At 70.6% G+C, this 22,605-nt stretch carries 16 protein-coding genes and 1 pseudogene; 12 read left to right on the top strand and 5 right to left on the bottom strand.

Annotated elements, in window-relative coordinates:
• Positions 1–11 precede the first annotated feature (11 nt).
• The 6 genes from AB0F38_RS19935 to AB0F38_RS19910 all read left to right on the top strand — a co-directional run bounded on the left by AB0F38_RS19935 (position 12) and on the right by AB0F38_RS19910 (position 8,164).
• Positions 12–1,373: a DUF4192 domain-containing protein gene (locus AB0F38_RS19935; RefSeq protein WP_361894732.1), complete on the top strand. Its 1,362-nt coding sequence runs from the start codon at positions 12–14 to the stop codon at positions 1,371–1,373.
• A gap of 168 nt (positions 1,374–1,541) precedes the next feature.
• Positions 1,542–2,306 (top strand): NUDIX domain-containing protein, encoded by a 765-nt coding sequence (locus AB0F38_RS19930; protein WP_361894729.1) that lies wholly within the window; start codon positions 1,542–1,544, stop codon positions 2,304–2,306.
• Between the two features lie 229 nt (positions 2,307–2,535).
• Positions 2,536–4,284: an ATP-binding cassette domain-containing protein gene (locus AB0F38_RS19925; RefSeq protein WP_361894726.1), complete on the top strand. Its 1,749-nt coding sequence runs from the start codon at positions 2,536–2,538 to the stop codon at positions 4,282–4,284.
• Between the two features lie 180 nt (positions 4,285–4,464).
• Positions 4,465–5,331, top strand: a complete 867-nt coding sequence (locus AB0F38_RS19920; RefSeq protein ID WP_361894901.1) for a FadR/GntR family transcriptional regulator — start codon at positions 4,465–4,467, stop codon at positions 5,329–5,331.
• 324 nt (positions 5,332–5,655) lie between these two features.
• Positions 5,656–7,200 (top strand): RNA polymerase sigma factor, encoded by a 1,545-nt coding sequence (locus tag AB0F38_RS19915; protein ID WP_361894723.1) that lies wholly within the window; start codon positions 5,656–5,658, stop codon positions 7,198–7,200.
• 133 nt (positions 7,201–7,333) lie between these two features.
• Positions 7,334–8,164 carry a serine protease gene (locus AB0F38_RS19910; protein ID WP_361894720.1) on the top strand — a complete coding sequence of 277 codons (831 nt, stop codon included), beginning with the start codon at positions 7,334–7,336 and terminating at the stop codon, positions 8,162–8,164.
• A gap of 115 nt (positions 8,165–8,279) precedes the next feature.
• On the opposite strand, the gene AB0F38_RS19905 is transcribed toward AB0F38_RS19910, so the two are convergent.
• On the bottom strand, positions 8,280–8,513 hold the full coding sequence (locus AB0F38_RS19905) for a hypothetical protein (RefSeq protein WP_014153643.1): 234 nt from the start codon (positions 8,511–8,513) through the stop codon (positions 8,280–8,282).
• 432 nt (positions 8,514–8,945) lie between these two features.
• On the opposite strand from AB0F38_RS19905, the gene AB0F38_RS19900 reads away from it, so the two are divergent.
• From AB0F38_RS19900 to AB0F38_RS19890, 3 genes are all read left to right on the top strand, one after another.
• Complete coding sequence (locus tag AB0F38_RS19900) at positions 8,946–11,072, top strand: DNA topoisomerase IV subunit B (protein WP_361894716.1); 2,127 nt, start codon at positions 8,946–8,948, stop codon at positions 11,070–11,072.
• Between the two features lie 410 nt (positions 11,073–11,482).
• Positions 11,483–11,956, top strand: coding sequence for a DUF485 domain-containing protein (locus AB0F38_RS19895; protein WP_361894713.1), 474 nt, complete (start codon positions 11,483–11,485; stop codon positions 11,954–11,956).
• Positions 11,953–13,545, top strand: a complete 1,593-nt coding sequence (locus AB0F38_RS19890) for a cation acetate symporter (RefSeq protein WP_361894710.1) — start codon at positions 11,953–11,955, stop codon at positions 13,543–13,545. Before AB0F38_RS19895 ends, AB0F38_RS19890 begins: the two co-directional genes overlap by 4 nt.
• A gap of 24 nt (positions 13,546–13,569) precedes the next feature.
• On the opposite strand, the gene AB0F38_RS19885 is transcribed toward AB0F38_RS19890, so the two are convergent.
• Together AB0F38_RS19885 and AB0F38_RS19880 are read right to left on the bottom strand one after the other, a co-directional pair.
• On the bottom strand, positions 13,570–14,247 hold the full coding sequence (locus tag AB0F38_RS19885) for a response regulator (RefSeq protein WP_361894707.1): 678 nt from the start codon (positions 14,245–14,247) through the stop codon (positions 13,570–13,572).
• Entirely contained in the window at positions 14,244–15,920 is a 1,677-nt protein-coding gene (locus tag AB0F38_RS19880) for a sensor histidine kinase (protein ID WP_361894704.1), read from the bottom strand. Before AB0F38_RS19880 ends, AB0F38_RS19885 begins: the two co-directional genes overlap by 4 nt.
• 135 nt (positions 15,921–16,055) lie before the next feature.
• On the opposite strand from AB0F38_RS19880, the pseudogene AB0F38_RS19875 reads away from it, so the two are divergent.
• Positions 16,056–16,294: pseudogene (locus AB0F38_RS19875) on the top strand (LacI family DNA-binding transcriptional regulator); the annotation flags it as partial.
• A gap of 101 nt (positions 16,295–16,395) precedes the next feature.
• Here AB0F38_RS19875 and AB0F38_RS19870 read toward each other — a convergent pair.
• On the bottom strand, positions 16,396–17,688 hold the full coding sequence (locus AB0F38_RS19870; RefSeq protein ID WP_361894701.1) for a citrate synthase: 1,293 nt from the start codon (positions 17,686–17,688) through the stop codon (positions 16,396–16,398).
• Positions 17,689–17,818: 130 nt separating this feature from the next.
• Here AB0F38_RS19870 and AB0F38_RS19865 point away from each other — a divergent pair, with 130 nt between their 5' ends.
• Together AB0F38_RS19865 and AB0F38_RS19860 are read left to right on the top strand one after the other, a co-directional pair.
• Positions 17,819–18,982: a citrate synthase/methylcitrate synthase gene (locus AB0F38_RS19865; RefSeq protein ID WP_361894698.1), complete on the top strand. Its 1,164-nt coding sequence runs from the start codon at positions 17,819–17,821 to the stop codon at positions 18,980–18,982.
• Positions 18,983–19,004: 22 nt separating this feature from the next.
• Positions 19,005–20,090, top strand: a complete 1,086-nt coding sequence (locus AB0F38_RS19860) for a GTP-binding protein (RefSeq protein WP_361894695.1) — start codon at positions 19,005–19,007, stop codon at positions 20,088–20,090.
• A 60-nt stretch (positions 20,091–20,150) separates the two neighbouring features.
• Here the strand turns inward: AB0F38_RS19860 and AB0F38_RS19855 are convergent, their stop codons facing one another.
• Positions 20,151–22,601, bottom strand: a complete 2,451-nt coding sequence (locus tag AB0F38_RS19855; protein WP_361894692.1) for a DNA topoisomerase IV subunit A — start codon at positions 22,599–22,601, stop codon at positions 20,151–20,153.
• Between the last annotated feature and the right edge of the window lie 4 nt (positions 22,602–22,605).

Below are 22,605 nucleotides of genomic sequence, written 5' to 3'. Positions count from 1 at the left end.
ACGGTCATGCCATGAACAAGCACCACGAATCCACCGAACCGGCCGACGAGCAGCAGATCACCCTGCGCGGTCCCGCCGAGCTGGCCGACGCCCTTCCGTACCTGATGGGATTCCATCCGAACGACAGCGTGGTCATGGTGGCCCTCCACGGCGGGCGGGGACGCTTCGGCGGCCGGCTCCGCCTGGGTATTCCTCCATCGCCGACGGAGTGGGCACCGGTGGCGGACCAGCTGGCGCAGTGCCTGATCTCGGGCAGTGAAAGGCGTGAGTCACGCCCGGACGCGATCGTCGTCTTCCTCTGCCAGGACCCCGCCGAGGGAGAGAGCGGCCATCAGACCATGGAGCGGCTGAGGCCCTTGGCACAGCGGCTGCGCACGGCCTGCGGGGCGCTCGACGTTCCCGTGCTCGAAGCGCTCTGCATCTCGGACGGCCGCTACTGGTCCTACTGCTGCCCCGACGAGCGCTGCTGCCCGGCCGAGGGCAATCCGCTGGCACTCCCGGGGACGACGGTGATGGCGGCGGCAGCCGCGTACGCCGGTATTCAGGTGCGCGGATCCTTGCGGGACATGGAGGCGCGGCTCACGCCGTGGGGCGCCTCCGCGGGCGCGGAACAGGAAAGGGCGCTGGACTCCGCGGGGGCCGTCCTGGTGTCCAGGATCCTCGACGCCGACGGACGGGGCGAGGTCGCGGGGGAGACCCTGACGCTTGCCCGTGAGCTCATGGAACGCCTTGGGCGGGCGCCTGCGTCCGTGTCCGCCGACGCGGACGACGACCGCCTGATCGGTACGGACGAGGCCGCGGCTGTGATCCTCGGGCTGCAGGACCGCGAGACCAGGGACCGGGCCGCGGAGTGGATGGAGGGCCGTGAGGCGGAGACGGCTCTGCGGCTGTGGCGGGCGCTCGCCCGCCGCTGCGTCGGCCCGTACGTGGAGCACTCCGCCGCGCCGCTGACCCTGGCCGGCTGGGTCTCCTGGTCCACCGGTGACGAGCCGGGCGCCAGGGTCGCGCTGGGGCTCGCTCTGCGGGCCGATCCCGACTACACGTTCGCCCAGCTGCTGCACCAGGCGTGCAACGAAGGCCTGGACCCGGAAACCTTGCGACGCTGCCTCCGCGGCGAGCGCGGCGTGCGTGCCCGGCACGGCAGCGACGGCGAGCGCGAAAGCGGCGGCGACGGCAGACGGAACGGACACGGCGTGCGACGGCCGGGGACGAGGTCCACGCGCACACCGGCTGCGAAGCGGAGGAGGGCGACCAGGACGACGCCCGGCACCGGACGCCCCGGCTCGGCCGTGGCCCGGCGTCGTGCCCGCGCCCCGCGGCGTCAGGGGCAGGCGCAGGGGCGGGGGCGGCGCGGCGCCAGGAGCGGCCGTTGACCGACCGCGTTCCACCGGGCCGCACGGGGGCGGTCGCGGCGGAGTGCGGCATCGGGCCGGAGGAAGGCGGACGGGCGACGTGCGGGCAGGCGGACCAACATCGTTGGGGAGGCGGGCCAACATGGCGAAGGAGGTGTTTATCGTCAGGCAGACGACTATGATTTCTGCATGCCGCCCTACGACCCGTCGACCTTCCCGCCCTTCGCAGTCACCGTCGACCTGGTGGTGCTCACAGTGCGCCGTCACGCGCTCTGCGCACTGGTGGTGCGCCGCGGCGAGCCGCCGTTCCTGGGCCGGTGGGCCCTGCCCGGCGGATTCGTCAGAACAGATGAGGATCTCGGTGCCGCGGCAGCGCGTGAGCTCGTCGAGGAGACCGGACTCTGCGCGCAGGATCCGGCCACCCCCGCCGTCGGGAACGGCGCCCACCTCGAGCAGTTGGCCACCTACGGGGACCCGGGGCGCGACCCGCGGATGAGGGTCGTCAGCGTCGCGCACCTGGCGCTGGCTCCCGATCTTCCCGCGCCCCGTGCGGGTGGTGACGCCAACAGCGCGCGCTGGGCCCCCGTCGAGGATCTCCTCGGCCCCGACGGCGGCTTCGGCCGTGACGGCGATCAGTCCGCGCCGCTGGCCTTCGATCACGCCCGGATTCTCGGTGACGGGGTGGAGCGGGCCCGGTCCAAGATCGAATACTCCTCGCTGGCCACGGCGTTCTGCCCGCCCGAGTTTACGGTCGGAGAGCTGCGCCGGGTGTACGAAGCGGTGTGGGGTGTGGTTCTGGACCCACGGAACTTCCACCGCAAGGTGACGGGCACGCCCGGCTTCCTCGTTCCGTCCGGCGGCACGACCACACGGCAGGGGGGTCGCCCCGCGCAGTTGTTCAGGGCCGGCGCGGCCACCGTGCTCAATCCTCCGATGCTGAGACCGGAGGTCTGAGCCCGAGGTTCGAGGCCGCCGGTCTGGTCCCGGAGTGCGGAGCGGGAAGCCCGTAGCCGCCCGGGGCGGGCGGAAGTTCGACCAGGCCCGGCGCTCCGCACGCCCAGGCGTTTTGGACGTGCGGAACGCCCATCGGAACAATGCTGCACCAAAAGTCTGAAATGTCGCGTTATCTTGCTGGGGTACGCCACCCTGCCGCCGAGCGGTCTCACCCTCCGCGAGAGAAGCGATGCTCCAGGCCATCGGACTCACCAGCACTCCCCGCCGCGACCTCTCCCCCGTCGTGGACGACCTGACCTTCGAGGCCCCTTCCGGCCGCGTCACCGTACTGCTCGGCGCCCCGGGCTCAGGCAAGACCACCGCCCTCCGTCTGATGCTCGAACTCGAATCGGGGCGGGGCGTCACCTACTTCCGCGGCCGGCCCCTGCACCGTATCGGCCACCCGGCCCGCGAAGTGGGTGTGCTGCTCGGTGACGTACCGGGTCATCCCGCACGCACCGCCCGCGGCCAGCTCCGGATGCTCTGCGCCGCTGCGGGGGTTCCCGTGTCACGAGCCGACGAACTGCTCGACGTCGTCGGTCTGGCCGGGCTGGGTGACCAGCGGATCGGGACCCTCTCGGCAGGCATGGACCGTCGACTCGGCCTCGCGTCGGCGCTGCTCGGAGATCCGCACACGCTTGTTCTCGACGAGCCGGCCAAGGGCCTCTCCCCGAGGGAGAAGAGCTGGCTGCACGGCCTGCTCCGCGCGCACGCCGCAGAAGGCGGCACCGTCCTGCACACCACCAGCGACCCCAAGGAGGCCGCCCGCGCGGCCGACCGTGTGGTCACCATCGGCGACGGCCGTCTCGTCGCCGACCAGGACGTCGCAGATTTCTCCCGCACCCGCCTGCGGCCCAGGGTCGCGGTGCGGACACCCCACGCTGCCCGGCTGGCCGCCGTGGTCAGCCGTGAGGCGCGCGCGGCCCGGCGCTCCGTCGAAGTCGTCGCCGAGGACGGCAGCCGGCTGTCGGTGTACGGCAGCAGCTGTGCGGAGATCGGTGACACGGCGTACCGGCACGGCGTGCCCGTGCATCAACTCGCCGACGAGACCGGTGATGCGGGTCCGGTCGCGGATCCCGGTGCCGGCCCGGCGAGAAGGACCGTGCCGGGGCAGGCGTCTTCGGTGGCGGTCTCGGAGCTGCCCCCGCCGATTCCCGTCCGTCCTGCCCGTGGTCCGCTCCGACCCGTGCGCTATGAACTGCGCCGCCTCTTCGGCGTCAGGACGACCGCCATGATCATGGTGGCCGTTCTGGTGGCGTCGGCGGGCCTGTCCGTGCTCCTGGCGCGTTCGGGCCGTACACCCCTGCCCGATCTGCTGGTCGCCTGGCCGGATCTGCTGCCGCTCCCTCCCGCGGCCTTCGGTGCCGGCCTGCTCGGCGCCCTCTCCTTCGGCGACGAGTTCCGCTACCCGGCGCTCGCGGCGGGGCGCGGGACGGTCCCGCGGCGCCTCGGGCTCCTGCTGGCCAAGATGATGGTGTCCGCCGCCGTCGCGCTGTTGCTGGCCCTGCTGTCCGTGCTGGCGGATGCCGAGGCCCTGCGCCTCGTTTACGGAGGCGACTTGGTTCACGTACCGGCCAATGCCGCTCGGCTCGGAGCCAGTTGGGCGGGGCTGTCGGTGGGGTGCGCCTGGGCAGGGCTGCTGGCCGCCGGCGTCTTCCGTGTGACGGGCGCCGGGGTCGCCGCCGTGCTCGCCGTCCCCGTGCTGGTCGTTCCGCTGGTGCAGAAGCTGCTCGCGGGGCCGTCCGTCCGTTCGATCACCGGGCTCCCGGGCCGGCTGCGTGAACTCGCCTGGCTGCAATGGCCGTACGAGACCGACCGCTGGGCCATGGCGGCGGTGCGGATCGTGGCGCATCCGGTGGGGGTGGCGCTCTCCCTGTCGTTGTCGGCCCTGATCTGCGCGTACGTGTTCACCAGTCTTCGAGGGAGAGCCCGTTGGTGAGTGTGGTGCACGGCGTGGTGGCCGAGTGTGTGCAACTCTCCTGAGGGTGTGCGATTTCTACCGATAACGCGTCAATTGCGAGGCGGGTGCTGATCACCCTTTCGTGTGCTTTTCACCAAAGACCTCAAGGGCTGGGTGAGCCACGCCGACAAAGGATGCGTGAGTACCCTTGCGCACACCATGATGACCGCCGCCCGCTCCGCCGACTCCGGCCTCGCCGGCTCGGGCGAATTCGACCGCTATCCCTGTACGGAGGTGCCGGCCGGCGAGCGCGCCGCCCTCCGGTCCTGGGGTGGTTCCGATTCCGAACTGGGGCGGGCGAGCCGCCGCGGCACGGCCAGTCGCGGCCGTGGTCTTCACGGCCAACTGGTCCAGCAGCTCGGCCAGATGATCGTTTCCGGTGACCTCGGTGCCGATCGGCCGCTCGTTCCGGAAGAGATCGGTCAGCGATTCGAGGTCTCCCGCACCGTTGTGAGGGAGTCCCTGCGCGTTCTCGAAGCCAAGGGCCTGGTCAGCGCCCGGCCCAACGTGGGCACCCGGGTCCGGCCGGTCAGTGACTGGAACCTCCTGGACCCCGACATCATCGAATGGCGGGCCTTCGGCCCTCAGCGCGACGACCAGCGCCGCGAGCTGGCTCAGCTCCGTTGGACGATCGAGCCGCTGGCCGCCCGGCTGGCCGCAGGCCATGGGCGTGAGGACATCCAGCAGCGCCTCGCCGAGATGATCGACATCATGGGGCACGCGATGGGGCAAGGGGACGGCATCACGTTCTCCCGGGCGGACGCGGAGTTCCACTCCCTGCTCATCCAGGCAGCGGGCAACCGCATGCTGGAGCACCTGTCCGGCATCGTGTCGGCGGCTCTGCACGTCTCCGGTGGACCCGTCGCGGGGTGCGACCGGCCCACCGAGGCGTCGCTCGGACACCATGCGCGGATCGTCGAGACTCTGGCGTCGGGTGACTCCGCCGCCGCCGAGGCTGCGATGAGGCAACTGCTCGTCGTCCACCTGGACGGGGAGCCCGTGGTGCCCGCGCCTCGCGAGCACTGAGCACGACACGGCCGGGGCGTGCGGACCGCGTGCCGCCGGGCCCCTGTGGTCCGGCGGCATAATTGTACGTATATATAGGTCCTGGTTCCGTTTGTCGCGCATGAGGTGTGACTGGGGCCACGCGATTTGGGCGTAACACTCCTCGAAACAGTGCGATGACTTAAGAGGTGACCGCCGCGGAAGGAATACAGCAGCCACACAGTGCGCTGTGCAGTTCTGAGGCCAAGCCCGCGCCGTCGGCAACATCCCCAGCCGCCGGACGTCGGTTCCAGCCCTCTCCAGGGCCGGACCGGAAGCCGTTTCCATCGTTCCGAGAGGTTGTTCGTGTCGGCCAGCACATCCCGTACGCTCCCGCCGGAGATCGCCGAGTCCGAGTCTGTGATGGCGCTCATCGAGCGGGGAAAGGCTGATGGGCAGATCGCCGGCGATGACGTGCGTCGGGCCTTCGAGGCTGACCAGATTCCGCCAACCCAGTGGAAGAACGTTCTGCGCAGCCTCAACCAGATCCTCGAGGAAGAGGGTGTGACGCTGATGGTCAGTGCCGCGGAGTCGCCGAAGCGCGCCCGCAAGAGCGTCGCAGCGAAGAGCCCGGTCAAGCGCACCGCCACCAAGACCGTCGCGGCCAAGACGACCGTGACGCGGACCGTCGCCACTGCCGCCCCGGCGGCCGGGGGTACGGACGCGGCGGCGGACGACGTCGCCGTTGCCGCTCCGGCGAAGAAGACCGCAGCCAAGAAGACGGCTGCCAAGAAGACCGCCGTGAAGAAGACCGTGGCCAAGAAGACCGCGGCCAAGAAGTCCGGCAAGCAGGACGAAGAGCTCCTCGACGGCGACGAGGCGGCCGAGGAAGTCAAGGCCGGCAAGGGTGAGGAAGAGGAGGGCGAGGGCGAGAACAAGGGCTTCGTCCTCTCCGACGACGACGAGGACGACGCGCCCGCGCAGCAGGTCGCCGTCGCCGGCGCCACGGCCGACCCGGTCAAGGACTACCTGAAGCAGATCGGCAAGGTTCCCCTCCTCAACGCCGAGCAGGAGGTCGAGCTGGCCAAGCGCATCGAGGCAGGCCTGTTCGCCGAGGACAAGCTGGCCAACTCCGACAAGCTCGCGCCGAAGCTCAAGCGTGAGCTGGAGATCATCGCCGAGGACGGCCGCCGCGCCAAGAACCACCTGCTGGAGGCCAACCTCCGGCTCGTGGTGTCGCTGGCCAAGCGCTACACCGGTCGCGGCATGCTCTTCCTGGACCTGATCCAGGAGGGCAACCTCGGTCTGATCCGCGCGGTGGAGAAGTTCGACTACACCAAGGGCTACAAGTTCTCCACGTACGCCACCTGGTGGATCCGTCAGGCGATCACCCGCGCCATGGCCGACCAGGCCCGCACCATCCGTATCCCGGTGCACATGGTCGAGGTCATCAACAAGCTCGCGCGGGTGCAGCGCCAGATGCTCCAGGACCTGGGCCGTGAGCCCACCCCGGAGGAGCTGGCCAAGGAGCTCGACATGACCCCCGAGAAGGTCATCGAGGTCCAGAAGTACGGCCGCGAGCCGATCTCGCTCCACACGCCGCTGGGCGAGGACGGGGACAGCGAGTTCGGAGACCTCATCGAGGACTCCGAGGCGGTCGTCCCGGCCGACGCGGTCAGCTTCACGCTGCTCCAGGAGCAGCTGCACTCGGTGCTCGACACGCTTTCCGAGCGTGAGGCGGGCGTGGTCTCCATGCGCTTCGGCCTCACCGACGGTCAGCCGAAGACGCTGGACGAGATCGGCAAGGTGTACGGCGTGACGCGCGAGCGCATCCGTCAGATCGAGTCGAAGACGATGTCCAAGCTTCGTCACCCGTCGCGTTCGCAGGTGCTGCGCGACTACCTCGACTAGGCCGAGGACGGACACGGACGGAGGGCCCGGAACCTGGAGAGGTTCCGGGCCCTCCGTCCGTGCGCGGGGTGCGGCGCACACCCGTGCGGATGACGCTGAGTGGGCACTGTTCACCTCGGCGTCAGGAGCCCTCATGCCCCACGTTGTCGTCCGTGTCCTCCCCATGGCGTGTGCCCTGGCGGCCGTCGCGGCCGTCATACCACCCGGTCCGCCGGCCCCCGCCGCCGCGGACGGCATCGTGGTGGGCGGCAGGCCGGTCCCTGTCGCGGACAGTCCCTGGACGGTGGCTCTGTCGAGCCGTGACCGGTTCGGAGGAACCCGCGCGGGCCAGTTCTGCGGCGGGGTGGCGATCGCCCCCACCAAAGTCCTCACGGCCGCGCACTGCCTGAGGCAGGAGGTCCTGGGTGCCGCCGTCCCGGAGGTCCCCGATCTGCGGATCATCAGCGGCCGGGGCGAGCTGGGCGGGCCCGGGGGCCGGGAGATCCCGGTGCGCTCGGCCTGGGTCAACCCTCGGTACGACCCACGCACGAACGCCGGAGACCTGGCTGTGCTCACCCTGGACGGGGCGCTGCCGGAAAGGAGCGTCATCCCGATGGCCGGGGCCGGTGACGCGGCGTACGAGCCGGGTACGGCCGCGACGGTGTACGGCTGGGGGGACACGACCGGGTACGGCGCCTACGCGTCCCTCCTGCATGCCGCGAAGGTACGGGTGCTGTCGGACAGTGCCTGCGCGCGGGCGTACCCCGGCGGCCCGCAGGGCTTGTACGACGCCTCATCGATGCTCTGCGCCGGTAACACGGCCGGGGGGCGGGACGCGTGCCAGGGCGACAGTGGAGGCCCGCTGGTGGCCCGTGGGCGCCTCATCGGGCTCGTCTCCTGGGGGAGCGGCTGCGGGAGCCCGGGCAGTCCCGGTGTGTACACCCGCGTCTCGGCGGCGATCGGGTGGATGGCGGGCCAGGCCTGACCGCCAGGCCGGCCGGTCAGGTCCGGAGGTACGAGAACGGGCGGCCTCCCGTGTGGGAAGGCCGCCCGTCGGCCGGTCCTGGACCGGACCCCTGGCTCGTCGTGGATGCGAGGTGTCAGTGTTGTTCCTCGTCGGCGGCACTTGCCTGCACGGCAGTGAGCCGATCTGTCTCATCCTGTATTTCCGCGGCGATCTTCTTGAGTTCCGGCTCGAACTTGCGCCCGTGGTGGGCGCAGAAGAGCAGTTCACCGCCACTGATCAGGACGACGCGCAGATATGCCTGGGCGCCGCAACGGTCACAGCGGTCTGCTGCGGTCAGCGGGCTCGCGGGGGTCAGAACAGTAGTCACGTCGCCTCTTCTCTAGCTCGACGAGCTGTCGTACCAGGGTCAACATCCAACCAGGCCGAAAACGTTCCCGCTCGTGGCTTTTCTTCGAAAATTCTTCTCGGGATGGCTGTCCGTTGCCGGTTGGCGGCGAATGTGCCGTATTGCGTAGCGCTACGGTTTCGCGTTGCTTGTGTGGGCCCGTCCGCCGGCTGGCTTGCCGGTTGTTCATGAGGACGTGCCCGGAGCCTAAATGGTTCATGCCTCGAAGGGAACGTGATGTGCACGTCACTCCAACGAATGATCGAACGCGTATACGAAGCTGGTCTAGCATAAGGATTCCCCCTGGGTGGCGTTACAACCGCTCTACCAGGCCTCGGTAGGCTCTCAGCGGCTACCGAGGCCGAGCCCGTTACCCACTGGGCCCCAGATGAAATTCAGCGAGGAGCGAACCGCGTGACCGCCGATTCCGTGCCGTCCACTGCGCTGCTGACCGGAGCAGGCGGCGCAGACAGGGACAGCTCCAACTACACCGCGCGGCACCTTCTCGTACTCGAGGGGCTCGAAGCGGTCCGCAAGCGGCCCGGGATGTACATCGGGTCCACGGACAGCCGCGGACTCATGCACTGCCTCTGGGAGATCATCGACAACTCGGTCGACGAGGCTCTCGGAGGCTACTGCGACACCATCGAGGTCATCCTCCACGACGACGCCTCCGTCGAGGTCCGTGACAACGGCCGCGGCATCCCGGTCGACGTCGAGCCGAAGACGGGGCTCTCCGGCATCGAGGTCGTCATGACCAAGCTGCATGCCGGCGGCAAGTTCGGCGGCGGCTCCTACGCCGCCTCCGGCGGCCTGCACGGAGTCGGGGCCTCGGTCGTGAACGCGCTCTCCGCGCGGCTCGACGTTGAGGTGGACCGCAACAGCTCGACCCACTCGATCAGTTTCCGGCGCGGTGTTCCGGGCATGTTCACGGAGCAGGGGCCGGACAGCCCCTTCGACCCGGCCAACGGTCTGCGCAAGGGGAAGCGCGTTCCGAAGACCCGTACGGGTACCCGGGTGAGGTACTGGGCGGACCGGCAGATCTTTCTCAAGGACGCCAAGCTCAACCTGGAGACGCTGTACCAGCGGGCCCGGCAGACCGCGTTCCTCGTCCCCGGCCTCACCATCGTCGTCCGGGACGAGCGGGGCATCGACGGCGAGGGAAAGACCGAGGAGACGTTCCGCTTCGACGGCGGAATCAGCGAGTTCTGCGACTACCTGGCCCAGGACAAGGCCGTCTGCGACGTCCAGCGCCTGACCGGCACGGGGACGTTCAAGGAGACCGTCCCGGTCCTGGACGAGCGTGGTCACATGACGGCGACCGAGGTCACCCGTGAGCTCGCCGTCGACATCGCACTGCGCTGGGGCACCGGGTACGACACCAACGTCAAGTCCTTCGTCAACATCATCGCCACCCCCAAGGGCGGGACCCATGTGTCCGGCTTCGAGCGCTCCCTCACCAGGACCGTCAACGAGGTCCTGCGCTCGGCGAAGCTGCTGCGCGTCGCCGAGGACGACATCGTCAAGGACGACGCCCTCGAAGGCCTCACCGCGGTCGTGACCGTACGCCTGGCGGAGCCCCAGTTCGAGGGGCAGACCAAGGAGGTGCTCGGCACCTCGGCGGCCAACCGGATCGTGGCCAACGTGGTGTCCAAGGAGCTCAAGGCATTCCTGACCTCCACCAAGCGCGACGCCAAGGCCCAGGCCAGGGCGGTGCTGGACAAGGCGGTGGCCGCCGCCCGCACCCGCATCGCGGCCCGCCAGCACAAGGACGCGCAGCGCCGCAAGACCGCGCTGGAGTCCTCCTCGCTGCCCGCGAAGCTCGCCGACTGCCGCAGCGACGACGTGGAGCGGAGTGAGCTCTTCATCGTGGAGGGCGACTCGGCGCTCGGTACCGCCAAGCTGGCCCGGAACAGCGAATTCCAGGCTCTGCTGCCGATCCGGGGGAAGATCCTCAACGTCCAGAAGTCGTCCGTGTCGGACATGCTCAAGAACGCCGAGTGCGGCGCGATCATCCAGGTCATAGGAGCGGGTTCCGGGCGTACGTTCGACATCGATGCCGCTCGCTACGGCAAGATTGTCCTGCTCGTCGACGCCGACGTGGACGGCGCCCACATCCGGTGTCTGCTGCTCACGCTCTTCCAGCGCTACATGCGGCCGATGGTCGAGGCGGGGCGGGTCTTCGCCGCGGTGCCCCCGCTGCACCGGATCGAGCTCGTCCAGCCCAAGAAGGGCCAGGACAAGTACGTCTACACCTACTCCGACAACGAGCTGCGTCAGACGCTGCTGGAGCTGCAGCGCAAGAACGTCCGGTTCAAGGACTCGATCCAGCGCTACAAGGGTCTCGGTGAGATGGACGCCGACCAGCTGGCAGAGACCACGATGGACCCGCGCCACCGCACGCTGCGGCGGATCAACATCGGCGACCTGGAATCCTCCGAGCAGGTCTTCGACCTGCTGATGGGCAACGAGGTCGCGCCGCGCAAGGAGTTCATCACCAGCTCGGCGGCGACGCTGGACCGCTCGCGCATCGACGTCTGATTCCTTCCCCCATGGGCGGAGACGTCGTCTCCGCCCATGGTCACCCCCTCGGGCCGATCCCCTGACTCCGGTGTTCCCGCGGCGTCGGAGGCCTCGGGTCCTCCAGCATCCCGGAGACCGGCGGGCGGGGTTCTTCCGTGTTCCGGGGGATCGAGGCCGTGTTCCGGTGATCGAGGCCGTGGTGCCCGGCGAGGCCGGCCCTGCGACGAGGGCGCTCCGGCGGGCGCCGGAGCGGGGCGCCGCGCCGAGCGTTCCCGCCGGCCCTTCGCTTCCGGCCGGTCTCGCGCGGCCGCCCGGCACTTCCTTCACCTGAAAAGGTGAAGCCCGGTGAATGAAGTGCTCGGGATCTTCCCGATCTGCCCATTCTTGGCTACGCGGCCGAAAAGGCTCGTGGACAAGGGAGTTGTTCGGTGGAGAAGGAAGCAGTGCCGGATGCCGTGGTGACGCGGCTCGAAGACCCGTGGTACGACGCGCCGGTCCCGGAGTGGGGCGAGCCGGACGGTACGGGGGGCACCGTGCCCGACACACGGCCCGGGCCCGCGGCGCGGCACAGCCACAGCGCAGCCGATATCTACCTGGAGGTGCAGCGCAGCGCGGCCTTCCGCGACGTGCGCCGCCGCTACCGGAGGTTCGTGGTCCCCGCGGCGGCGGCCTTCCTGCTCTGGTATCTCGCCTACGTCGTCGCCGCCACCACGGCTCCCGGTCTGATGGCGCGTCCCGTCGTCGGCGCTCTCAACGTGGCGATGATCGCGGGGCTCGGACAGTTCGTCACCACGTTCCTGCTCACCTGGGCGTATGCGCGCCATGCCCGCCTGCACCGGGACCGGGCCGCGCTGGAACTGCGCTGGGACACCCAGGAGATGACGAGAGGGGCCGGCCGGTGAGCGGGGATCACCAGACGCTGGCGCTGCTGCTGTTCAGCGTGTTCATCGCCGTGACGCTCGGCATCACCACCTGGGTGAGCCGGAACAGGCAGGGATCCGCCGAGGAGTTCTACGCGGGCGGAAGGCTGTTCTCACCCATGGAGAACGGGTTCGCCATCGCCGGTGACTACATGTCCGCCGCGTCCTTCCTCGGCATCTCGGGGCTGATCGCCCTCTTCGGCTACGACGGCATGCTGTATTCGGTCGGCTTCCTCGTGGCCTGGCTCGTCGTCCTGCTCCTCGTCGCCGAACTCGTCCGCAACTGCGGGCGGTTCACCCTCGCCGACGTGGTCGCCGCCCGTATGGCCGAGCGCCGGGTGCGCACCGCGGTGGGTACGTCGTCCGTCACGGTCTCCGTGCTGTACCTGGTGGCGCAGATGGTCGGCGCCGGCAGCCTCGTCGCCCTGCTGCTGGGCGGCACGAGCGACACGGCCCGGTCCTGGACCGTGGTCGGTGTCGGGGCTCTCATGGTGGTCTACGTGTCGCTCGGTGGTATGCGCGCCACGACCTGGATCCAGATCGTCAAGGCCGTCCTGCTGATGGCCGGAGCCGTCGTGCTGACCGTGCTCGTCCTCGCACACTTCCACGGCGACGTCAACGCCCTCCTCCACACCGCCGCCGAACGCAGCGGACACGGCAGGCACTTCCTCTCACCCGGACTCAGGTACGGCGGGAGCTGGACCGCGCGCTTCGACTTCGTCAGCCTGGGCCTGGCACTCGTGCTCGGCACCGCCGGCCTGCCGCACATCCTGTCGCGCTTCTACACCGTGCCCACCGCCCGCGCGGCACGGCGTTCGGTCGTCTGGTCCATCGGGCTGATCGGCAGCTTCTACCTGATGACGATCGTGCTCGGGTTCGGAGCGGCCGCCCTGGTGGGTTCCGCGGACGTGAGGGCGTCCAACGCCTCGGGGAACACCGCGGTCCCGCTCCTGGCGCTCGCACTCGGTGGCGGTGAGGGCACCACCGGCGGCACGGTGCTCTTCGCCGTCGTCGCCGCCATCGCCTTCGCGACGATCCTCGCGGTCGTCGCCGGGATCACTCTGGCCTCGTCCGCGTCCGTGGCCCACGACCTCTACGCGACGTTCCGGCGTCCGGGTGCCAAGCAGCGCAGCGAGGTCGCCGTGGCGAGGGTGGCCGCGGCGGGAGTCGGCGTGGTGGCCATCGCCCTCGGGCTGCTCGCCCAGAACCTGAACGTCGCGTTCCTGGTGGGACTGGCCTTCGCGGTCGCCGCCTCGGCCAACCTTCCGGCGCTCCTCTACTCGCTGTTCTGGCGGAACTTCACCACGCGCGGAGCGGTCTGGGCCGTCTACGGCGGCCTGATCCCCGCTGTTCTGCTCGTCCTGTTCTCGCCGGTGGTGTCGGGAAGTCCGGCCTCGCTCCTCCCCGGGGTGGACTTCCAGCTCTTCCCCCTGGAGAACCCGGGTCTGGTATCCATTCCGTGCGGTTTCCTCGCCGGCTGGATCGGCACGGTCACCTCGCCCGAGCCGCCCGACGAGGCCAAGCACGCCGAGACCGAGGTCCGGTCGCTCACCGGGGCGGGGGCCGCGTAGGCCCGCCTCGGGAGGGGGACGGCTTCAGGAGTCCGCGGCCCAGGTGTACCGGTGCTCCGGGCGGCCCGTCTCGCCGTACCGCAGCGACAGCCGTACCCGGCCGGTGCGCTCCAGCAGCTTCAGATAGCGCTGGGCGGTCTGCCGGCTCATGCCGGCGCTCTCCGCGATCTCCTGTGCGGAGAGCGGGCCCCCGGCGGTGCGCAGGGCCTGGCGGACCAGCTCCGCGGTCGTCGGCGAATGGCCCTTGGGCAGATCCGACCCGCCCGTCGCCCACAAGCCGCCGAACAGCCGGTCGACCTCCGTCTGCTCGGCCTCGCCGCCGCCGTCGAAGGTGCGGCGCAGCGCCGCGTACGCCTCCAGTTTGGTGCGCAGCCCCGCGTACGCGAACGGCTTCACCAGGTACTGGAGGGCGCCGTGGCGCATCGCGGCCTGAACCGTCGCGACATCGCGGGCCGCCGTCACCATGATCACGTCGGTGTGGAGTCCGAGCGCGCGCAGCTCCCGCACGACGGCCAGGCCGTTGCGGTCCGGCAGATAGTGGTCGAGCAGGATCAGATCGACCGGCACCTCGCCGATCCGGGCGAGGGCCTCGGAGGCGGAGTGGGCCAGGGCGGCCACCCGGAAACCGGGCACCTTCGCGACATAGGCCGCGTTGATCTGCGCGACCCGGACGTCGTCGTCCACGACCAGGACCTGGATCATGGGGCGCCTCCTGTCGTCGCCGGGGGTACGCGTGCCGACGGGCCGCCCTCCGGGTCCGGTCCGCCCAGTGCCTCCGGGAGAACGACGGTGAAGACCGCCCCGCCGTCGGGCGAGTCCGACACGGACGCACTGCCGCCCTGACGTTCCGCGAGCCGCCGCACGAGCGGCAGCCCCAGGCCGCGCTTGCCGTGGGCCGGGAGGTCCTTGGTGGACCAGCCCTCCATGAAGATCGATTCACGGCGGCCCGACGGTACGCCCGGACCGCTGTCGTGCACCCGCAGCACCACCGTACGGCCTTCGGCCCGCAGCCCGACCTCGATCCGGGCGTCCGCCGACCCGGCGGCGGCGTCCAGGGCGTTGTCCACCAGGTTGCCGACGACCGTGACGAGGCCGCGCGGGTCCACCAGCCGGTCCGGCAGCAGTGTCCCGGGCGCCATGCGCAGGGAGACACCGCGTTCTGCGGCCACCGTCGCCTTGCCGACCAGGAGGGCGGCCAGCAGCGGGTCGTGGACCTTCTCGGTGACCTGCTCGGCGGTGGCCCGGTGGACGCCCACGACCTCCGTGACGAACTCCATCGCGTCCTCGTGCATCTCCAGCTCCAGCAGCCCCAGGAGGGTGTGCAGCCGGTTCGCGTGCTCGTGGTCCTGGGCGCGGAGCGCGTCGATCAGGCCGCGGGTGGAGTCGAGCTCGCGGCCGAGGTACTCCAGCTCGGTCCGGTCGCGCAGGGTCGCCACGGCCCCGCCGTCGTCGGTCGGCATCCGGTTGACGAGCAGCACACGGTTGCCGCTGACCGCCACCAGGTCGTCCCCGACCACCCGTCCTGCCAGTACCTCGGCGGTCCTGCCCGCACCCAGGGCCTCGTCGAGCGGCCGGCCGGCGGCGTCGGGGCCGAGCCCGAGCAGACGCTGCGCCTCGTCGTTCAGCAGCCTGATGCGGCCCGTGCGGTCGAGCGCGACGACTCCCTCGCGGATGCTGTGCAGCATGGCCTCGCGCTCCGTCAACAGGGCCGAGATGTCGGAGAACGCCAGGTCATGGGTCTGCCGCTGGAGACGGCGGGAGATGAGGTAGGCGGCCAGCGCCCCTACGGCCAGCGCTCCGCCCGCATAGGCCAGCAGCCCAGGGATCGCCGCGAGGAGCCGGGCGCGGACACTGTCGTACGCGATCCCGACCGACACGGCCCCCACGATCCGGTCCGAGCCGTCACGCAGGGGCACCTTGCCGCGGGCCGAGCGTCCGAGGGTGCCGTTGTCGATCTCCATCACGGACCTGCCCGCGAGCGCCGTACTGGGGTCGGTGGACACGACCTCGCCGATCCGGGCGGCATCGGTGTGCGACCAGCGCACTCCCCGCCTGTCCATGATCACGACGTATTCCGCGCCGGTGGAGCGCCTGATCCGCTCGGCCATGGCCTGTACGGGGCCGTCGGGGTCCGGTTCGGTGGTGAGCAGTGACACCGCGATCTGCTGCTGCGCCGCCGTGCTCTGCGCGATCGCGAGGGCCCTGCGCATCGCCTGGTCGTCGAGCTGGGCGCTGAGCGGTGCCAGGAAGAGGCCGGTGACCAGCACCGTGACGCCGGTGACGATGGCCAGCTGCATCAGCAGCACCTGGGAGAAGACCCGCTTCGGCCAGCCGAACCGGCGCGGGACCCGCGAGGTGGTCGGTGGGGCGCTCATCGTACGAACGGTAAGGGGCGATCCGGCGTTCCGGAAATCTCCGCCCGTTGATCTCCGTTCCCGCGGACGGCTCCGAGGCCTTCGGCCCGTCCGTGCCGGGCACCGCCCGCCGGCAAGCGGCGCACCGCCATCCCCTTGGGGGAGTCAGCGAGCACGGTCAGCCGGGTGCCAACGGCAAGCCGGGCGTCTCCGGCGCCACCCGGCAGTCCGTCCTCTCCGCGCTCGACGTCCTCGGTCACGAGCGTCCCGCGCGGCTGGTCGCACCGGTCCTTCCCGAGCCGCAGAACCCGATCTTCCCGGCCTTCGCCGAAGTGGTCGGCGGCGCGCTCGCCCAGCAGGGACCGACCCCGGTGCTGGGCACGCGGATCAAGGGGAGGTCTCCGGGGCCGGTCACGTCGAGCTCCTCTTCGAACCGGAGCTGGTCCTGCGTCGTTCGACGGCCCGACCGCCCCGCGGAAATTCCCGCTGATCGTGGCTAATGTGCAGGCGTGGGCCCCGCCGGGCCGGGCAGCGGCTGCGGTGGGCGCGGTCCCGCGTACTGCCCGCTGGGCCGCATCCGCAGCGGCCGTTCCGCGTACTCCTCCAGCGCGTGGGCGATCCAGCCCGCCGTGCGCGACACCGCGAACACCGTCTCGCCGGCCTCCGCGGGCATGCCGCACGCGACCGAGAGGACTGCCAGGGCGAGGTCGACGTTGGCGTGCCGGGCGGCGGTGGCGACCACGTCACGGGCCGCCTCCAGCACCGGTGCCGCTCTCGGCACCTCGGCGAGCAGGGCGAACAGCACCTGGGCCCGCGGATCCTCGACCGTGTAGAGCCGGTGCCCCAGCCCCGGCACCCGGCGGCCGGTGCGGAGATGGTCGGCGACGACCGGGGCGGCGCCGCCCCGCTCCACCACCTCGGACAACATCCGGTGCGCCAGGCCGCTCGCGGCGCCGTGCAACGGGCCCTCCAGGACGCCCAGCCCCGCGGAGACCACCGCGTACGGATGGGCGTGGGCGGACGCGGCGACGCGTGCCGCCAGTGTCGAGGCCGCCATATCGTGATCGGCCAGCAGAGCCAGAGCGGTGTCGAGTACGGACAGTGACGCCGCGTCGGCCGGCCGGCCCGAGAGCCTCGGCCACAGCCGGCGGGCCAGGCAGTCGTCGTCGCGGGCCTCCTCGCCCGTCAAGGGCAGCGCGCCCACCAGGGTGGGGATCAGGCCGCGTGCGCTGCTCAGCACACCCCGGGGGGAGAGGTCGAACCGCAGGGGATCGGCGGCGGCGGCAGCGGCGACGGCCACCCGCAACCGGTCCGTCGAGCCGCTGTGCACCGGCAGGGCGGCCACCGTCCGCCGAGCGGCCGCGAGGGATTCGGCGGGCGCTTCGAAGCGGACGCCCGGGCGGAGTTCGCCGGTCCAGATCCACTCGGCGACCTCCTCGTAGCCGTAGTGGCGGGCGAGTTCGGTCGCGTCGACACCGCGGAAGTAGTACCGGTCGCGCTCGATGAGCGTGATGCCGGTACGGAAGACCAGGTCACCGGCTGCGGGGGAGGGCTCCCGGCGACCGGTGCGCCGCGCCAGTGCTTCCACCTCGGCGGCGTCGAACGTGCTGCCGCGTCCGCCGGGAGCGCGTCTGCTGCCGAGCTGCCCCCTGCTCACGTAGGCGTACACGGTCTCGGGCTTCACTCCGAGCAGTCCGGCCGTCTCCCGGGTCGTCAGCCTCCGCGCCTGTCCGGCGTCCCCGGCCTCCGCCTGTTCCGAGCCGGTCCCGTGTGCTACGTCTCGCGTCATGGTGCCCACCGTATCGACATCCATCGGCACCCATCACTACTTGATATTGATTCAATCAATATTGACACGCCTGAAGTCAGTCATGGACTGTTGAATCAATGTTCGACTCATGGTGAGGGAGAGACCGGAAATGCCTGCTTCGTGGACCGGATCGGCCCCGCTCGACGTGCCCCGCGGCCTTGCCGGTGTGATCGTGACCGACACGGCGCTCGGCGACGTCCGCGGGCGCGAGGGCTTCTACCACTACCGGCACTACTCGGCGATCGAGCTGGCGCAGCGCCGCGGCTTCGAGGACGTCTGGTACCTGATGTTCCACGGCGAGCTGCCCGGCCGGGCGGCGAGTGCCGACTTCGCCGCCCGTACCGCGGGCCTGCGTCACCTGCCCGACGAGGTGCGGGAGGCGCTGCCCGCCATCGCCCGGGCGAGCGCCGTCTCCGGCCCGTCGGCCGGACTGCGCACCGCGCTGTCCCTGCTCGGGGCCTCGGCCGGATTCCGCCCCGTGTACGACATCGGCCCCGACCGCCGCCGCACCGACGCACTCGCTGTCTGCGCCGCCGTACCCACTCTGCTGACCGCCCTGCACCGCCTCGGCCAGGGTCTCGAACCGGTCGGACCGCGCGACGACCTGCCGTTCGCCGCGAACTACCTGTACATGCTCACCGGCGCCGAACCGGACGCCACCCGGGCCAGGGCCGTCGAGCAGTACCTCATCTCCACCATCGACCACGGTTTCAACGCCTCGACCTTCACCGCCAGGGTGGTCGCCTCCACCGGCGCCGACCTGGCCGCCTGCCTCGTCGCCGCGGTCGGCGCGCTGTCCGGGCCGCTGCACGGAGGCGCGCCCAGCCGGGCCATGGACACCCTGGACGCCATCGGGACCCCGGACCGCATCGACGGCTGGATCCGCGAACAGGTCCTCGCCGGTGGCCGGATCATGGGCTTCGGCCACCCCGTGTACCGCACCGAGGACCCCCGCTCACGCATGCTGCGCTCGATCGCACAGGGCTTCGGCGGCCCGCTCGTCGACTTCGCCGTCGAGGTGGAACGCCAGGTGGAGGCCATCCTCGCCGAGCTCAAGCCGGGGCGTGAGCTGCACACCAACGTGGAGTTCTACGCCGGGGTCGTCATGGAACTCTGCGGGCTGCCGCGCGAGATGTTCACCCCCACCTTCTGCGCGGCGCGGATGGTCGGCTGGAGCGCCAATATCCTGGAGCAGGCGGAGGACTCGAAGATCATCCGCCCGGCGGCCCGCTATGTCGGAACTCCGCCGCCGCACCCGGTGCCCGCACCCTGACCGACCCCGAGGAAGGCCCCTGTTGACCCCGTCCCGCGCCCCGCAGATCCCGGTCGTCGTCCTGGCGGGGTTCCTGGGATCCGGCAAGACGACGCTGCTCAACCATCTGCTGCGCAACCGCGCCGGCAACCAGATCGGGGTGATCGTCAACGACTTCGGGTCCATCGAGATCGATGCCATGACCGTCGCCGGGCAGGTCGGCTCGACGGTCTCGCTGGGCAACGGCTGCCTGTGCTGCGCCGTCGACGCGAGCGAGCTCGACACCTTCCTGGAGACCCTGACCAGGCCCGCCGCCCGCCTCGACGTGATCGTCATCGAGGCGAGCGGCCTCGCCGAGCCCCAGGAACTCGTACGTATGCTGCTGGCCAGCGAGAACCCCCGCGTCCGGTACGGGGGACTGGTCGAGGTCGTCGACGCCGCCGAATTCATGACCACACGGGAGCGCCACCCCGAGATCGACCGCCACCTCACGGTCGCCGACCTCGTCGTGCTGAACAAGACGGACCGGGTGGCCGAAGCGGATCTGGACACCGTGCGGGAGGCCGTGGCGGCGTCCGGCAGCGGGGCGGCTGTCATCAGCGCCGCCTACGGCCGGATCGACCCGGAGCTGCTCTTCGATCCCGCGCTCCGGCCCGACGAGGACGAAGCCGTCCGTCAGCTGACCTTCGAGGACCTGCTCCAGGAGACGGAGGACGATCACGGCAGCCATCTGCACGCGGCGTACGAAAGCGTCTCCTTCACCGCCGACGTGCCGATGAACCCCCGCCGGTTCATGGCGTTCCTCGACTCCAGGCCCGGAGGCCTCTACCGGATCAAGGGCTTCGCCGACTTCGGCGCGGCGGACCGGGGCAACCGCTACACCCTGCACGCCGTGGGCAGGTTCCTGCGCTTCGTCCCGCAGCCGTGGGCCCGGGACGGACCACGGCTCACGCAGCTGGTGCTGATCGGCTCCGGTATCGACGCCGAGGCACTGCACAAGGAGCTCACGGACTGCCGGGAGACGCCACAGGACGCCACCGAGGAGCTGGAGCGCGGCATGTGGGGCGTCCTGCGGTACGTGCGACAGCCGGAAGACGCCGAGACCGTGCGGGAGCCGGACAGCGAGTGAACGTGTGACAGCGGCACGGCGACGGAGCCCGAACGGCCCCGCCGCCGTACTGCCGGACGGCTACAGCGGTCCGGCGATGACCGCGACCGGTCCGGCCAGCGGTGTCCCCGAACCGTCGCGGCGCGGATCCTGGGCAGGCAGCTGCGCCGGCGCGCCGCTCTTCTGCGCGGCCCGGGCCGGAACACCGCCCGCCCAGGCGAACACCAGGACGTCCTCCCCCTTGAGGAAGCGCTGGCAGCGCACCCCGCCGGTGGCCCTCCCCTTGCGCGGGTACTGGTCGAAGGGGGTGAGCTTCGAGGTCAGCTCCGAATCGTCCAGCGTGCCGTGCGAACCGGCCACCGTGAACACCACGGCGTCCGCCGCGGGATCCACCGCCGTGAACGAGAGCACCGTGGCACCCGCCGTGAGCTTGACGCCCGCCATGCCGCCCGCCGCACGGCCCTGCGGACGCACCTGCGCCGCCGGATAGCGCAGCAGCTGCGCGTCGGAGGTGATGAAGACCAGGTCCTCCTCGCCCGTACGCAACTCCGTCGCGCCGACGATGCGGTCACCGTCCCTCAGCGTGATGACCTCCAACTCCTCCTTGTTCGCCGGATAGTCGGGCACCACGCGCTTCACCACCCCCTGCAGGGTGCCGATGGCCAGTCCGGAGGACTCCTCGTCCAGCGTGGTCAGACAGACGAGCTCCTCGTCCGTGCCCAGCGTCAGGAACTCCGAGATCTGAGCCCCTCCCGAGAGATTGGGCGCCGCGTGGGTGTCCGGCAGCTGCGGCAGATCGATCACCGAGAGGCGCAGCAGCCGCCCGGTGGACGTCACCGCACCCACATCGCCGCGCGCCGTCGCGGCGACCGCCGAGACGATCACGTCGTGCTTGGTGCGCCTGGCGTCCTCGGCCACGACGATCGGGTCGGCGCCGGCCGTACGCGCCAGCAGGCCCGTCGAGGAGAGAAGCACCCGGCACGGGTCGTCCGCGACCTCCAGCGGTACGGAGGCTACCTGAGAACCGGCCGACTCCAGCAGCACCGTGCGCCGGTCGGTGCCGAACTTCTTCGCCACCGCGGCCAGTTCGGCCGAGACGAGCTTGCGCAGCTCCGCGTCCGACTCCAGGATCGCCGTCAGCTCGGCGATCTCGCCGGCGAGCCGGTCGCGCTCGCCCTCCAGCTCGATCCGGTCGAACCGGGTCAGCCTGCGCAGCGGGGTGTCCAGGATGTACTGCGTCTGGATCTCGCTCAGCGAGAAGCGCTCCATCAGGCGCTCCTTCGCCTGCGCCGAGTTGTCGCTGTCCCGGATGAGGCGGATGACCTCGTCGATGTCGAGCAGAGCGACGAGGAGACCCTCGACCAGGTGCAGGCGGTCGCGACGCTTGGTCCTGCGGAACTCACTGCGCCGGCGCACGACCTCGAAGCGGTGGTCGAGGTAGACCTCCAGGAGCTCCTTGAGCCCCAGGGTGAGCGGCTGCCCGTCCACCAGCGCCACGTTGTTGATGCCGAAGGTCTCCTCCATCGGCGTCAGCTTGTAGAGCTGCTCCAGCACGGCTTCCGGCACGAAGCCGTTCTTGACCTCGATCACCAGGCGCAGACCGTGCGCCCGGTCGGTGAGGTCCTTGACGTCCGCGATGCCCTGGAGCTTCTTCGACCCCACGAGATCCTTGATCTTGGCGATCACCTTCTCCGGGCCCACGGTGAAGGGGAGTTCCGTCACGACGAGGCCCTTGCGCCGGGCCGTGACGTTCTCTATGGCGACGGTGGCACGGATCCTGAACGTGCCGCGCCCGGCTGCGTACGCGTCCTTGATGCCGCCGAGGCCGACGATCCGTCCGCCGGTCGGCAGGTCGGGTCCGGGGACGAAGCGCATCAGGGTTTCCAGGTCGGCGCCCGGATGCCTGATGAGATGGCGTGCGGCGGCGATCACCTCTCCGAGGTTGTGCGGGGGCATGTTGGTCGCCATGCCGACGGCGATCCCGGACGCGCCGTTGACCAGGAGGTTCGGGTACGCCGCGGGGAGGACGACCGGCTCCTGCTCCTGGCCGTCGTAGTTCGACTGGAAGTCGACGGTGTCCTCGTCGATGGACTCCGTCATCAGCGACGTGGCATCGGCCATCCGGCACTCGGTGTACCGCATGGCGGCCGGCGGGTCGTCGTTGCCGAGCGAGCCGAAGTTGCCGTGACCGTCGACGAGGGGCAGGCGCATCGAGAACGGCTGTGCCATGCGCACCAGTGCGTCATAGATCGACGCGTCACCGTGCGGGTGCAACTTGCCCATCACTTCGCCGACGACGCGGGCGCACTTCACATAGCCGCGGTCGGGGCGCAGCCCCATCTCGTTCATCTGGGACACGATGCGGCGGTGCACCGGCTTCATGCCGTCGCGGGCGTCGGGCAGAGCGCGGGAGTAGATCACCGAGTACGCGTACTCGAGGAAGGAGCCCTGCATTTCGTCGACGACGTCGATGTCGAGGATCTTCTCCTCGAAGTCGTCCGGCGGCGGGGTTTTCGTGCTGCGGCGGGCCATCGCG

Source organism: Streptomyces sp. NPDC025273 (assembly GCF_040638585.1).
Classification (GTDB): domain Bacteria; phylum Actinomycetota; class Actinomycetes; order Streptomycetales; family Streptomycetaceae; genus Streptomyces; species Streptomyces cinereorectus.
Note: the sequence above shows the minus strand (reverse complement) of the source record. Positions and strands in the feature narration are given on the sequence as shown.

What these genes read in the sequence shown, in the direction of transcription:
- AB0F38_RS19935 (WP_361894732.1), top strand. Translation starts at nt 12, where the DNA reads ATGAACAAGCACCACGAATCCACCGAACCGGCCGACGAGCAGCAGATC.
- AB0F38_RS19930 (WP_361894729.1), top strand. Translation starts at nt 1,542, where the DNA reads ATGCCGCCCTACGACCCGTCGACCTTCCCGCCCTTCGCAGTCACCGTC.
- AB0F38_RS19925 (WP_361894726.1), top strand. Translation starts at nt 2,536, where the DNA reads ATGCTCCAGGCCATCGGACTCACCAGCACTCCCCGCCGCGACCTCTCC.
- AB0F38_RS19920 (WP_361894901.1), top strand. Translation starts at nt 4,465, where the DNA reads ATGATGACCGCCGCCCGCTCCGCCGACTCCGGCCTCGCCGGCTCGGGC.
- AB0F38_RS19910 (WP_361894720.1), top strand. Translation starts at nt 7,334, where the DNA reads ATGCCCCACGTTGTCGTCCGTGTCCTCCCCATGGCGTGTGCCCTGGCG.
- AB0F38_RS19885 (WP_361894707.1), bottom strand. Translation starts at nt 14,247, where the DNA reads ATGATCCAGGTCCTGGTCGTGGACGACGACGTCCGGGTCGCGCAGATC.
- AB0F38_RS19880 (WP_361894704.1), bottom strand. Translation starts at nt 15,920, where the DNA reads ATGAGCGCCCCACCGACCACCTCGCGGGTCCCGCGCCGGTTCGGCTGG.
- AB0F38_RS19870 (WP_361894701.1), bottom strand. Translation starts at nt 17,688, where the DNA reads ATGACGCGAGACGTAGCACACGGGACCGGCTCGGAACAGGCGGAGGCC.
- AB0F38_RS19865 (WP_361894698.1), top strand. Translation starts at nt 17,819, where the DNA reads ATGCCTGCTTCGTGGACCGGATCGGCCCCGCTCGACGTGCCCCGCGGC.
- AB0F38_RS19855 (WP_361894692.1), bottom strand. Translation starts at nt 22,601, where the DNA reads ATGGCCCGCCGCAGCACGAAAACCCCGCCGCCGGACGACTTCGAGGAG.